Source organism: Allobosea sp. ASV33 (assembly GCF_016428755.1).
Classification (GTDB): domain Bacteria; phylum Pseudomonadota; class Alphaproteobacteria; order Rhizobiales; family Beijerinckiaceae; genus Allobosea.
This window is the reverse complement of sequence record NZ_JAELTI010000130.1, coordinates 1-12,068: the sequence shown is the minus strand read 5'-3', so window position 1 is coordinate 12,068 and position 12,068 is coordinate 1. Positions and strand designations below refer to the sequence as shown.

Here is a 12,068-nt window from a genome sequence, read left to right as displayed (position 1 = left end):
AGATCGATCCGGCCTCGGCGATCCTGCGCGAAGACGCCAAGGGTCCCTATGTCAACCTGATCGCCGTGCGCAGCGCCGACAAGGACAAGCCCTGGGTCAAGACGCTGGTCGAAAGCTACCACACGCCCGAGATCAAGGCCTTCGTCGCCGAGCGCTTCAAGGGCGCCGTCCTCGCCGGCTGGTAACCGTTCCTCCCCACCTGGCTTTTCGATCATCGGCCAGGCGCCTTGCCCCGGATGCGACGCATCCGGGGCTTTTTGTTGCGCGCGGAACGGGAGGCGCTTGACTGCGCTAGCGGAGCGCCGCCGCCTCGGCGGAGCGGTCGATCGCGCCCGAGCGCTTGAAGCCGATCACTTCAAGCTCGGTCACGATCGCGACGGCCGCGGCCTGGGCGAGGACGAAGGCGATGCCGAGCCCGGTCGGCGCGAACCAGCCCGCGAGGAGGATCGCGATGCTGTCGGCGATCCAGAACAGGTTGACGCCGATCACGGCATGGACGGCCAGGCGCGGCAGGGCCTTGCGGCTCGCAAACCAGCCGATCAACGCAGCGCAGGGCAGCAGCACCAGCCCCGCGCCGCGCACGAATTCCATGGGCAGGCCGAGCGGGGCGGCCAGCGGCCCGGCGGCAGCGGCAAGGATAAGGCCCATGCCGGCGCAGGCGGCGGCATCGAGAGCAAGAGCGCTGCGCAGCAGCGGCGAGGACTGAATGAGCGACATGGCATTCTCCTGGGTTCATGGGCCTCGAGCCCGTTTCGATGAGGGGAATGCTGACGCAACCGCGTCGGCCCGTCGATTAAGCGGGAGGTAATTGGAACCGCCCGCCGGGACCGCTAGCTTCTGCGCCATGAACACACACCACCCTCCCCCGATCGGCGCGCTCCTCCGCGACTGGCGCCAGCTCCGCCGCTTCAGCCAGCTCGATCTCGCGCTCGAAGCCGAGATCTCGCAGAAGCACCTGAGCTTCATCGAAAGCGGGCGCTCGCGGCCCAGCCGCGAGATGGTCCTGCTCCTGGCTGAACATCTCGGCGTGCCCCTGCGCGAGCGCAACGCGCTGCTACTGGCGGCCGGCTACGCCCCGATCTATCCGGAGCGCCGGCTGGAGGACCCGTCTCTGGACGCCGCCCGCAGCGCGATCGACCTGATCTTAAGGGGACACGAACCCTACCCCGCCGTCGCGGTCGACCGGCACTGGACGCTGCTGGCCTACAACGACGCGGTCACGCGGCTGCTCGGCCTCGTCGCGGATGCGGAGCTACTCAAGCCGCCCGTCAATGTGCTGCGCCTGTCGCTGCATCCGGAGGGGCTCGCGCCCTTCATCGTCAACCTCGCGGAATGGCGCGCCCATCTCCTGGCGAGGCTGCGCCAGCAGGTGCGGGCAACGGCCGATCCGAAGCTCGGCGAATTGCTGGGCGAGCTCGTCGCCTACCCATGTCCCGGCCAAGGGGCGCAAGGTCGCCATGAAGCCGAGGCGGAAGCTGCGATCGTCGTGCCTATGCAGTTGAAGCTCGGCGAGACCATGCTGTCGCTGATCTCGACGACCACGGTGTTCGGCACGCCCGTCGACGTGACGCTCTCGGAACTCGCTCTGGAGACGTTCTTCCCGGCCGATGCCGCCACCGCCGAGGCTTTGCGGACGCTCGCCGCGCCGTCGAAAGACGCGGCCTGAGCGCTGGAACCTTTCCGCACAACGCCCGTTCTTTCAGCGGATAACGGCTGGGGGCCGCTTTTTCAGGAAAGATACCGCAATGGGCAGCACGACAGACAAGATCAAGGGCCTGGCCAACGAGGCCGTCGGCAACGTCAAGCAGGCCGCCGGCAAGGCGCTCAACAAGCCGGACCTGGAGGCGGAGGGCGCCGCCCAGGAGCTGAAGGGCGAGGCCCAGCAGGCGCTCGGCAAGGGCAAGGACGCGGTCAAGAAGGTCGTCGACAAGGCCTGAGGCCACCGCATGAACACGAAAGGCCGCCCTGACGGGCGGCCTTTTTTCTTGTCCGGTCTCGATGAATCAGGCCGTGCCGCCGAAGCCGCCTAGGAAATCCTTGACCCGGCCGAAGAAGCCCGCGGTCTCCGGGTGGTTGGTGTGCGAGCTCTCGCGCTCGAACTCCTCCAGCAATTCGCGCTGGCGCGCCGTCAGCTTCTGCGGCGTCTCGACCACGACCTGGATGTAAAGGTCGCCGACCTCGCGCGAGCGCAGCACGCTCATGCCCTTGCCCTTGAGGCGGAACTGCTTGCCGGTCTGCGTGCCCTCGGGAACCTTGACCCGCGCCTGCTCGCCCGACAGCGTCGGCACCTCGATCTCGCCGCCGAGCGCGGCCGAAACCAGCCCGATCGGCACGCGGCAGAACAGGTCGGCGCCGTCGCGCTGGAAGATCGCGTGCGGCTTGATCGAGAGGAAGATGTAGAGATCGCCCGCCGGCCCGCCGCGCAGGCCGGCCTCGCCCTCGCCGGCCAGACGAATGCGCGTGCCGTCCTCGACGCCGGCCGGAATGTTCACCGAGAGCGTGCGCTCGCGCGTAACGCGTCCGGCGCCCTGGCAGTTCTTGCAGGGGTCGTCGATGACCTCGCCGCGGCCCGAGCAGGTCGGGCAGGTCCGTTCGACCGAGAAGAAGCCCTGGTTGGCGCGCACGCGGCCATGGCCGCCGCAGGTCGGGCACTGGCGCGATTTCGAGCCGGGCTTGGCGCCGGTGCCCGAGCAGGATTCGCAGGAGACCGAGGTCGGAACCCGGATCGACTCGTTCTTGCCGGTGAAGGCCTCTTCCAGCCCGATTTCGAGATTGTAGCGCAGGTCGGCCCCGCGCTCGCGGCCATTGGCGCCGCGCGCGCCGCCGCGCCTTGCATCGCCGAAGAAGGAATCGAAGATATCCGACATGAAATCGGAGAAATCGGCGTTTCCGCCGGCACCGCCGCCGCCATTCTCGAAGGCTTGGTGGCCGAAGCGGTCATAGGCCGAGCGCTTCTGGCCGTCGGACAGAACCTGATAAGCCTCGTTGATTTCCTTGAACTTGATCTCGGCTTCCTTGTTGCCGGGATTCTTGTCCGGATGGTGCTGCATCGCGAGCTTGCGGAAAGAGCTCTTGAGCTCGACCTCCGTCACGGTCCGGCTGACGCCGAGGATCTCGTAGTAATCGCGCTTCGACATCGAAATGTCTGTCCCCGCAGCTTTGACGCGGCATGGCCGGGCAGCGAGCCCGGCCATCCGTACAGCATGCAATTCCTCGACGAGATGGCCGGGTCGAACCCGGCCAAAACCTCGCTTGCGTTACGAGCGCGCTGTTACGCGCTCTTCTTCTTGTCGTCCGAGACGTCCTTGAAGTCGGCGTCGATGACGTCGTCCTTCTTGGCTTCCTCGTGATGCTCGCCGCCCTCGGGGGCAGCGCCCTCGGCCTGGCTCGCCGCATACATCGCCTCGCCCAGCTTCATCGAAGCCTGCATCAGCTCGTTGGTGCGGGCCTGGATGGCCTCGGGATCCTCGCCGGTCAGCGCGGTCTTGAGCGCCTCGACGGCGGTCTCGATCGCGCCCTTGTCGGCCTCCGAGACCTTGTCGCCATAGTCCTTCAGCGACTTCTCGGTCGAGTGAACGAGGCTCTCGCCCTGGTTCTTGGCCTCGACCAGTTCGCGGCGCTTCTTGTCCTCGGCGGCATTGGCCTCCGCATCCTTCACCATCTTCTGGATATCGGCCTCGGAGAGACCGCCGGAAGCCTGGATCTTGATCTGCTGCTCCTTGTTGGTGGCCTTGTCCTTCGCCGTCACGGAGACGATGCCGTTGGCGTCGATGTCGAAGGTCACCTCGATCTGCGGCATGCCGCGCGGGGCGGGGGGAATGCCCATCAGGTCGAACTGGCCGAGCAGCTTGTTGTCGGCCGCCATCTCGCGCTCGCCCTGGAAGACCCGGATCGTCACCGCGTTCTGGTTGTCCTCGGCGGTGGAGAAGACCTGGCTCTTCTTGGTCGGGATCGTGGTGTTGCGGTCGATCAGGCGCGTGAACACGCCGCCCAGCGTCTCGATGCCGAGCGAGAGCGGGGTCACGTCGAGCAGCAGGACGTCCTTGACGTCGCCCTGGAGGACGCCGGCCTGGATCGCGGCGCCGATGGCGACGACCTCGTCAGGGTTGACGCCCTTGTGCGGCTCCTTGCCGAAGAACTGCTTCACGACCTCCTGCACCTTCGGCATGCGGGTCATGCCGCCGACGAGGACGACCTCGTCGATCTGGCCCGCCGACAGGCCGGCATCCTTGAGCGCCTTCTTGCAGGGCTCGATGGTGCGCTGGATCAGGTCGTCGACCAGGCTCTCGAACTTGGCGCGCGAGAGCTTGATGGCGAGGTGCTTCGGACCGGAGGCATCCGCCGTGATATAGGGCAGGTTGATCTCGGTCTGGGCCGCGCTCGACAGTTCGATCTTGGCCTTCTCGGCCGCTTCCTTCAGGCGCTGGAGCGCGAGCTTGTCCTTCTTCAGGTCGATGCCCTGCTCGCGCTTGAACTCGTCGGCGAGATACTCGACGAGGCGCATGTCGAAATCCTCGCCGCCGAGGAAGGTGTCGCCGTTGGTCGACTTCACCTCGAAGACGCCGTCGCCGATCTCGAGGATCGAGACGTCGAAGGTGCCGCCGCCGAGGTCATAGACCGCGATGGTGCCGGCCGACTTTTTCTCGAGGCCATAGGCCAGCGCGGCCGCCGTCGGCTCGTTGATGATGCGCAGGACTTCGAGGCCGGCGATCTTGCCGGCATCCTTGGTGGCCTGACGCTGGGCGTCGTTGAAATAGGCGGGAACCGTGATGACGGCCTGGGTGACGGGCTGGCCGAGATAGGCCTCCGCCGTTTCCTTCATCTTGGTCAGGGTGAAGGCCGAGATCTGCGACGGCGAATAGTCCTTGCCGTCGGCGGACACCCAGGCATCCCCGTTCGAGGCCTTCGTGATCTTGTAGGGAACGAGCTTCAGATCCTTCTGCGTCATCGGATCCTCGAAGGTCCGGCCGATGAGGCGCTTGATCGCGAAGAAGGTGCGTTCCGGATTGGTGACGGCCTGGCGCTTCGCAGGCTGGCCGACAAGGCGCTCGCCGTCATCCGTGATGGCGACGATGGAAGGCGTGGTGCGGGCGCCTTCCGAATTCTCGATGACCTTGGGCGTCGAGCCTTCCATCACTGCAACGCAGCTATTGGTCGTGCCGAGGTCGATACCGATGACTTTACCCATGGATGGGATCCCTTTCGATTGAGCAGATCGCCGACCTGCGACGTTTGCGCGCCGCCTGCCGGCCCATGGACCGGCTCGCCCCCGCTTCAGCGGCGAACGAACCGGCATTCCACGTTTGACGGTGGTTAAACCGCCCCTTGGCGGCGTATATAGTGAGGGTGTTCCACCCCTTGCAAGACAGGCGAGCCGATTAAGAATCGCGATCGCCGGGCGAATTGTCATCGGAACGCGCTTTCCGCCCGGGTGTGGCCTTCCCGCCCTTGCGTCAGCCTGCCCGCGCCTGCATGCAGAAAGGCCGTTCCGGTTTCGCTGGGCCGCCATGACACGACCGATGCGCTTCATCCTCGCCTCGCTGGCCCTCGCCGCGGCCGCAACAGCAGCGCATGCCCAGCCCCTGCAACTGCCCGGCGCCCAGCCGTTCAACGCACCGGGAACGCAGCAGGCCGCGCCCTCCCAGCCCGGCGCGCCGGCCGCGCCGAAGCCGCCCAGCATGCCCGCCATCAGGATCGCCGGCGAGGATGCCATTATCGGCAAGGTCTTGCATCGCCAGGGCAATCACGGCGAGGCGGTCTTCTCGAAGACGGCGACGGGCTATGGCCTCAAGCTCAATCTCGACGGTTTCCAGAGCACGAATCTGGTCGATCCCTGTGCGGTCTCTTTCGGCGACGCGCCCGTTCCGGTCACTCCGCTCGGCCGCCCAGCCGGCGTGCCGCGCTACAAGCTGGAAGCCTCGATCTGCCCGATCGTCTTCGACGTGCTCGACGGCGCCTTCCTCGTGGTCGAGCCGACGGAGCCCTGCATCGTCCAGGCCGCGCAATGCCGGATCGACCCGCGTGGGCTCTGGGGGCCCGATGCGCGCGTGGTCGCGGGCCAGGCCAAGGAGATCGAAAAGGCACGCGGCAGCGCCGAGCGCGCCGTGCGCGAGGGCTACCGGACGCTGACGGCCAAGTCCGACGCCATCGAGCAGCGCGTCATCGCCCGCGAGCAGGCCGGCTTCTCGGCCGAGCGCGAGACGATCTGCCGGGAGTTCCAGCGCGAGGGCCAGTTCGGCTTCTGCGGCGCCCGCATCACGGAAGCACGCGCCGCCTCGCTGCGCGCCCGGCTCGGGCTCAACACCGAGCCGAAGCCCGCCGCCAAGCCGAAGCCGCGCCCGAAGCCCGCGCCGCTGCCGCTGGCACCGACGCAGTAGCAGGGCAGAGCGTCATCCCGTGCGCGCTGCGGCATGAAATGCCGCTGCGCAGACACGGGACCGCGTGACGAGAAGGCGCCCTTCAAGCGAAAGCGCGCGTCCTGCACGAGAGGGCGCCTTTTCCTGCGCACGGTCCCGCATCTGCGCAGCGGCGCTGCGCGCCGCAGCGCGTGCGGGATGACAGCTTCAGCCCATCCGCTTCGCAAGCGTAGCCTCGTCCAGTCCGGCCAACGCGTCGATCAGGTGCATGGCGAAGCTGCCGGGGCCCGCGGCGCGCTCGGCCGCGATCTCGCCGGCGATGCCATAGGCGGTGAGGGCGGCTCCGGCGGCGATGACCGGATCGGGTTCAACCGCCCGGCAGGCGGCCACCAGCGCGCTCGAGGCGCAGCCGAGCCCGGTCACCTGCGTCATCAACTTATGGCCATGTGCCACCAGCAAGGTCCGGTCCTCCGCCTCAATCCGGTCGACGGCGCCGGTGATGACGCGCACCGTGTCCGGTCGCAGCGAGAACAACGGCTCCAGCGTCGCCATTTCCGTGGCGTTGCCGCGCACCGTCACGTCGAACAACGCCAGCACATCCCCGACCAGCCGCAGCCTCAGGGGCGAATGCTCGACAAAGACGGGATCGAGCACCAGCGGGATGCGACGCTCCTGCGCGACAGCGATCAGCTCGGGAATGGCCCGCTCGGCCTCCGCGCTGATCGTGCCGAGATTGATCAGGATCGCGCCTGCCCCCGCCGCGAAGGAGCCGATCTCCTCGGGATGACCGGCCATCGAGGGCACGGCCCCGAAGGCGAGCAGCATATTGGCCGTGACGTTCTGCGCGACCGTATTGGTCAGGCAGTGGATGCGCGGCTGGCGCCTGGCCACCCGCGCAAGGATCGATGCGACGCTGCCGGCGTCGAGCTTTTCGCTGAATCCGCTCATTCCGCAGCAGGTAGATAGATACTGCCGCCCTTGTCGAGGAATTCCTTCGACTTGGCCGCCATGCCTTGTTGTTGGATTTCGATCTGCGCTGCCGCTTGATCGCGCGCCATGGCCTCGAGGCTCGCGCGCTCGTTGTCGGTCATCGCCAGCACCTCGGCGCGCAGGTCCTGCGTGATCTTCATCGAGCAGAATTTGGGCCCGCACATCGAGCAGAAATGCGCGACCTTGTGGGCGTCCTTCGGCAGGGTCTCGTCGTGGAACTCGCGCGCCGTGTCCGGGTCGAGCGCCAGGTTGAACTGGTCCTCCCAGCGGAAGTCGAAACGGGCGCGGGAGACCGCGTCGTCCCGGATCTTTGCGGCCGGGTGGCCCTTGGCGAGATCGGCGGCGTGGGCGGCGATGCGATAGGTGATGACGCCGGTCTTGACGTCGTCGCGGTTGGGCAAACCCAGATGCTCCTTCGGCGTGACGTAGCAGAGCATGGCGCAGCCATACCAGCCGATCATCGCCGCGCCGATGCCGGAGGTGATGTGGTCATAGCCCGGCGCGATATCGGTGGTCAGCGGTCCCAGCGTATAGAACGGCGCCTCGCCGCATTCCCTGAGCTGCTTGTCCATGTTCTCCTTGATCTTGTGCATCGGCACATGGCCGGGGCCTTCGATCATCACCTGGCAGCCCTTGTCCCAGGCGATCTTGGTGAGTTCCCCCAGGGTCTCCAGCTCGGCGAACTGGGCGCGGTCGTTGGCATCGGCGATCGAGCCAGGACGCAGGCCGTCGCCGAGCGAGAACGAGACGTCGTAGCGGCGCATGATCTCGCAGATCTCGTCGAAGCGCTCGTAGAGGAAGCTCTCCCTGTGATGCGCCAGGCACCAGCGCGCCATGATCGAGCCGCCGCGCGAGACGATGCCGGTGACCCGCGATGCCGTGAGCGGGACATAAGGCAATCTGACGCCGGCATGGATGGTGAAATAGTCGACACCCTGCTCGGCCTGCTCGATCAGCGTGTCCTTGAACACCTCCCAGTCGAGCTTGATCGGATCGCCGCCGACCTTCTCCAGCGCCTGATAGATCGGCACCGTGCCGATCGGGACCGGCGAGTTGCGGAGTATCCAGGAGCGGATGTTGTGGATGTTGCGGCCGGTGGAGAGGTCCATCACCGTATCGGCGCCCCAGCGGATCGCCCAGACCAGCTTCTCGACCTCCTCGGCCGCGCCGGAGGTCACGGCCGAGTTGCCGATATTGGCGTTGATCTTGACCAGGAAATTGCGGCCGATCGCCATCGGCTCCAGCTCGGGATGGTTGATGTTCGCGGGGATGATGGCCCGGCCGCGCGCGATCTCGTCGCGGACGAATTCGGGCGTGACGAATTCCGGCACGTTCGCGCCGAAGCTCTCGCCATCGGCATGACGCTCCCGCGCGCCCTCCAGCATGGCGGCGCGGCCGAGATTCTCGCGATGGGCGACATAGATCATCTCGGGCGTGACGATGCCGGCCTTCGCGAACTCGTATTGCGTCGTCAGTTGGCCGGGCCTGGCCTGGAGGATCGGGCGCTGCGCCGGGCAGGCGGGCACGAGTTGGTCGGCGGAGATATGGCCGTTATCGGCGGCGGTGACGGCGCGTCCCGTCACCTGCTCGAAGCCGCGGGCATCGAGCCAGGCGCGGCGCGGCTGAGCGAGGCCGGCATTGAGGTCGATCTTCGCATCGGTCTCGGTATAGGGGCCGGAGGGGTCGTAGAGGCGCACCGGCGGCTCGGCATCGGTCGTCAGCACGACCTCGCGGAAGGGCACGCGCATCTGCGGATGCTCGGGCGCGGCGACATAGATCTTGCGCGAGCCGATGATCGGCCCGGTCGTCACGCCGGTCGGGGCCGAGAATTTGGGCGCGGTCTTGACGCTGTTCTTCTGGGGTTTGGCATGGGCATTCATGGGGATCTCCTCCTTGGTCCAAGTCAGGAGATCCGGCGTCGAAGCGGTTCAGTCGCTGTCTGCGGGCGAAGGCTTGACGCCCTGCGATCGCGTTCCAGTCCCTCCGCCGGTATGACCCGGATCAGGTTCGATGGGTTCGGCTTCGAAAGCCGTCTCAGCCCTTGCGGGCACCCCTCGGAACGCAGACGAGGTTAGGCGCAGCGCCGCTGCTTGGCAACGGGCTCCGCGAATCTCCGATAGAACTGGAAGGAATGGCTCAGGCGGTCCGATCGACCAGCGCGCCCTGTCCGGCCGGCAGCGTCGCCTGCGTCTGCTCGGCGCTCTGCTGGAGCATGGCGACGATGCCCTGCTCGGCCTGCGCATTCTGCTTGAGCATCTCGACCGACAGGGCCTGTCGGGTCGAATCGGCCTGCATCGAGACGATGCTGGTGGCGAGGGAAACGGCGTCACTCATGGCGCGCACCCTAGCCGGGCAACCCTACCAAATCCTCAATCCGGTCGCTCAAGGTGCGATGATCGAGGGGACGGGCCTGGGCATCGGCGGATCGCGCTCGGGCCGAACCTGCGCCCTTTCCTCCCCGGTCGCCCGCTTCTCGCCGCGGGGCGCCACGCTATCGGGCTCGACCGGGCGAGCCACTTCCCCCGCTCGCGGTGCCAGCGGAACGCCGGGCGCCCGCTGCTTGACGGGAGGAGAAGCGCCCTGCGCCAGCAGCGGCGGCGCCCCCGGCAAACCTGCGACCAGCAACCCGACCAGAACCGGAACGAGCATTCTCATGGCGGCACCTCCCTTCGGCCATCCCTTGGAAACGAAACAGGCGCAGGGAACGTGGGTTCCCTGCGCCTGATGAAGAACGGGGCTGTTTCGAGAGCCCCCCGCGCGGTCGTTACTGGTTCTGGCCGCTCAGCAGCGGCGTGATGCGCCGGAGCGTGACGCGCCGGTTCTCACGCGAGGCTTCCTGCGTGTTCACCTTCAGATATTGCTCGCCATAACCCTGCGTCGTCAGGTTCTCCGGCGGGATCTGGAAGTCGCGCGTCAGGATCTCCGCGACCGATTGCGCCCGGCGATCGGAGAGCGAGAGATTGTCGACGTCGCCGCCGACCGCGTCGGTGTGGCCCTCGACGAGGAAGACCTCGTTGGGCGAACGCTGCAGCGCGCGCTTGACGGAATCCGCGATCCCCGCGAGGCGCCGCGCCTGATCCTGGGTGACCTGCCAGGAGCCGGTATCGAAGTTGATCGTGTCGATATCGACGCTGCGCATGCGGGCGCGCAGGTCCGGCGAATAGCGGACCTCGTCCAGCGTGTAGCGGCGCGGGATCGCTGCGATCGGCGGCGCGGTGATCGTCTCGTAGATCAGCTCCTCATCGGCCTGGTCAGCATCGACGATATAGCGCTCGCGCGGGATCGGCAGCGGCGGCGGGGGCAGCACGACGACATCGTCGGCGAAGCGCCCCGGACGGTCCCGCAGCGTGTTGTCGATGATGATCACCTCACGGTTGTCGCGGTCGATGCGGGTGCGGCGGATCAGCCGGCCCTGCTCGTCCGTGACGGTGACGATCCGCGTGCCGTCCGGCCGCTCGAAGACCATGCGGTTCTCGTCGCCGCGACGCTCGGACCGGCCCTGCCAGCCGAGATCGCGGAAGCGCTGGTCCTCGTCGCGGCGGATGATGGCGCGGCCGTCATCGTCGCGGATGATGGTGCGGCCGGGCTCGCGGATGATGGTGAGGTCGCCCTCCCGCTGCTCCTGCCGCTCGCGACGGATATCGTCGAAGCGCTGCGCGCCTTGCGTCGCCATGATGCCGCCGATGACTCCGGCGCCGAGGCCGATCGCGCCCGCCACGCCGGGCGAGATGCCGCCGCGGCGGCCCTCACGCTGTGGCGGCTGGCCGGGAAGCCCGGCCGGCGGCTGAGTCGGAGCGGCGCCGGATTGCGGCGCTACGCCCGTGCCCGGTACGCCACCGGACGGCATGCCGGGCGCGGCTCCGGGGAGCGGGGTCGGCGCAGTCGCTCCGGGCTGGGCGGGAGCGCCCGTAGCCGGGATTCCGCCGGACGGCATGCCGGGAACAGGGCGCCCGGGCTGGCCGGGTGCCGCGCCGGCAGGAGCTGCCGCGCCGGGCTGGGCCGGGGCCGGGGCCGGCGCGGCAGGCGCACCGGTCGCAGGCATTCCAGGGGCGGGACGCGCGGGCTGAGCCGGAGCGGCGCCCGACGGCGGCGTCGGAACGGTCGCACCCGGCTGGGCGGGCGCGCCGGGCTGCGGCGCGGCGGATGGCGGACGCTGCTGGGAAGGCACGGCCGAAGGCGGAACCGCCGGACCACCGCGGGGGACGGCGGATGGCGGCGCACCCGTGCCCGGCTGGGACGGCGCGCCCGGAGCCGCCGAGGGAGGCGTTCCCGGCGGGCGGGGCTGGGTCGGCACAGCCGATGGCGGAACAGCAGGACCGCCACGCGGAACCGCCGAGGGCGGCGTGCCCGTGCCCGGCTGGGTCGGCGCACTTGGAGCCGCGGCGGGCGGCGCTCCCGGCGGGCGGGGCTGGGTCGGCGCGGACAAAGGCGGAACGGCCGGGCCGCCGCGCGGAGCGGCTGCCGGCGGTGCGCCTGCGCCGGGCTGGGGAGCAGGGGCCGTTGGCGCCGGAGGCTGAGGAGCTGTCTCTTATACACATCTGACGCTGCCGACGATTAACCTTCGGTGTAGATCTCGGTGGGCGCCGGATCATTATAAGGGGGGGGGGGGGGGGGGGGGGGGGGGGGGGGGGGGGGGGGGGGGGGGGGGGGGGGGGGGGGGGGGGGGGGGGGGGGGGGGGGGGGGGGGGGGGGGGGGGGGGGGGGGGGGGGGGGGGGGGGGGG

General features: G+C 68.5%; 12 protein-coding genes and 1 riboswitch. Of the genes, 4 read left to right on the top strand and 8 right to left on the bottom strand.

The window, feature by feature from the left end; genetic code table 11:
* The coding region (locus tag JHD80_RS24870; protein WP_248311763.1) for a MetQ/NlpA family ABC transporter substrate-binding protein at positions 1-185 on the top strand (185 nt) is incomplete at its 5' end.
* 106 nt (positions 186-291) lie between these two features.
* Here the strand turns inward: JHD80_RS24870 and JHD80_RS24865 are convergent.
* Positions 292-717, bottom strand: coding sequence for a hypothetical protein (locus JHD80_RS24865; RefSeq protein ID WP_199092864.1), 426 nt, complete (start codon positions 715-717; stop codon positions 292-294).
* Between the two features lie 127 nt (positions 718-844).
* On the opposite strand from JHD80_RS24865, the gene JHD80_RS24860 reads away from it, so the two are divergent.
* Positions 845-1,666 (top strand): helix-turn-helix domain-containing protein, encoded by an 822-nt coding sequence (locus tag JHD80_RS24860; RefSeq protein WP_199092862.1) that lies wholly within the window; start codon positions 845-847, stop codon positions 1,664-1,666.
* 79 nt (positions 1,667-1,745) lie between these two features.
* Positions 1,746-1,937, top strand: a complete 192-nt coding sequence (locus JHD80_RS24855) for a CsbD family protein (protein ID WP_199092860.1) — start codon at positions 1,746-1,748, stop codon at positions 1,935-1,937.
* A 66-nt stretch (positions 1,938-2,003) separates the two neighbouring features.
* Here the strand turns inward: JHD80_RS24855 and dnaJ are convergent, their stop codons facing one another.
* Together dnaJ and dnaK are read right to left on the bottom strand one after the other, a co-directional pair.
* Entirely contained in the window at positions 2,004-3,137 is a 1,134-nt protein-coding gene (gene dnaJ / locus JHD80_RS24850; RefSeq protein WP_199092858.1) for a molecular chaperone DnaJ, read from the bottom strand.
* Positions 3,138-3,271: 134 nt separating this feature from the next.
* On the bottom strand, positions 3,272-5,188 hold the full coding sequence (gene dnaK / locus JHD80_RS24845; protein ID WP_199092857.1) for a molecular chaperone DnaK: 1,917 nt from the start codon (positions 5,186-5,188) through the stop codon (positions 3,272-3,274).
* Between the two features lie 331 nt (positions 5,189-5,519).
* Here dnaK and JHD80_RS24840 point away from each other — a divergent pair, with 331 nt between their 5' ends.
* Positions 5,520-6,377, top strand: a complete 858-nt coding sequence (locus JHD80_RS24840; protein WP_199092856.1) for a hypothetical protein — start codon at positions 5,520-5,522, stop codon at positions 6,375-6,377.
* A gap of 186 nt (positions 6,378-6,563) precedes the next feature.
* On the opposite strand, the gene JHD80_RS24835 is transcribed toward JHD80_RS24840, so the two are convergent.
* The 5 genes from JHD80_RS24835 to JHD80_RS24815 form a co-directional block, all read right to left on the bottom strand.
* The gene (locus tag JHD80_RS24835; protein WP_199092855.1) at positions 6,564-7,304 is read right to left on the bottom strand and encodes a hydroxyethylthiazole kinase; all 741 of its coding nucleotides are present in this window, start codon (positions 7,302-7,304) and stop codon (positions 6,564-6,566) included.
* Entirely contained in the window at positions 7,301-9,226 is a 1,926-nt protein-coding gene (thiC, locus tag JHD80_RS24830; RefSeq protein ID WP_199092854.1) for a phosphomethylpyrimidine synthase ThiC, read from the bottom strand. The genes JHD80_RS24835 and thiC overlap by 4 nt, the downstream gene beginning before the upstream one ends.
* Positions 9,227-9,306: 80 nt before the next feature.
* A riboswitch (TPP riboswitch) is annotated at positions 9,307-9,411 on the bottom strand.
* A gap of 71 nt (positions 9,412-9,482) precedes the next feature.
* Positions 9,483-9,680, bottom strand: coding sequence for a hypothetical protein (locus tag JHD80_RS24825; protein WP_199092853.1), 198 nt, complete (start codon positions 9,678-9,680; stop codon positions 9,483-9,485).
* Between the two features lie 48 nt (positions 9,681-9,728).
* Positions 9,729-10,001, bottom strand: coding sequence for a hypothetical protein (locus JHD80_RS24820; protein ID WP_199092852.1), 273 nt, complete (start codon positions 9,999-10,001; stop codon positions 9,729-9,731).
* 109 nt (positions 10,002-10,110) lie between these two features.
* Positions 10,111-11,193 (bottom strand): OmpA family protein, encoded by a 1,083-nt coding sequence (locus JHD80_RS24815; protein ID WP_248311762.1) that lies wholly within the window; start codon positions 11,191-11,193, stop codon positions 10,111-10,113.
* Positions 11,194-12,068: the final 875 nt, after the last annotated feature.

What these genes read in the sequence shown, in the direction of transcription:
- JHD80_RS24820 (WP_199092852.1), bottom strand. Translation starts at nt 10,001, where the DNA reads ATGAGAATGCTCGTTCCGGTTCTGGTCGGGTTGCTGGTCGCAGGTTTG.
- JHD80_RS24815 (WP_248311762.1), bottom strand. Translation starts at nt 11,193, where the DNA reads ATGCCGTCCGGTGGCGTACCGGGCACGGGCGTAGCGCCGCAATCCGGC.
- JHD80_RS24825 (WP_199092853.1), bottom strand. Translation starts at nt 9,680, where the DNA reads ATGAGTGACGCCGTTTCCCTCGCCACCAGCATCGTCTCGATGCAGGCC.
- dnaJ (WP_199092858.1), bottom strand. Translation starts at nt 3,137, where the DNA reads ATGTCGAAGCGCGATTACTACGAGATCCTCGGCGTCAGCCGGACCGTG.
- JHD80_RS24835 (WP_199092855.1), bottom strand. Translation starts at nt 7,304, where the DNA reads ATGAGCGGATTCAGCGAAAAGCTCGACGCCGGCAGCGTCGCATCGATC.
- dnaK (WP_199092857.1), bottom strand. Translation starts at nt 5,188, where the DNA reads ATGGGTAAAGTCATCGGTATCGACCTCGGCACGACCAATAGCTGCGTT.
- JHD80_RS24840 (WP_199092856.1), top strand. Translation starts at nt 5,520, where the DNA reads ATGCGCTTCATCCTCGCCTCGCTGGCCCTCGCCGCGGCCGCAACAGCA.
- JHD80_RS24865 (WP_199092864.1), bottom strand. Translation starts at nt 717, where the DNA reads ATGTCGCTCATTCAGTCCTCGCCGCTGCTGCGCAGCGCTCTTGCTCTC.
- thiC (WP_199092854.1), bottom strand. Translation starts at nt 9,226, where the DNA reads ATGAATGCCCATGCCAAACCCCAGAAGAACAGCGTCAAGACCGCGCCC.
- JHD80_RS24860 (WP_199092862.1), top strand. Translation starts at nt 845, where the DNA reads ATGAACACACACCACCCTCCCCCGATCGGCGCGCTCCTCCGCGACTGG.
- JHD80_RS24855 (WP_199092860.1), top strand. Translation starts at nt 1,746, where the DNA reads ATGGGCAGCACGACAGACAAGATCAAGGGCCTGGCCAACGAGGCCGTC.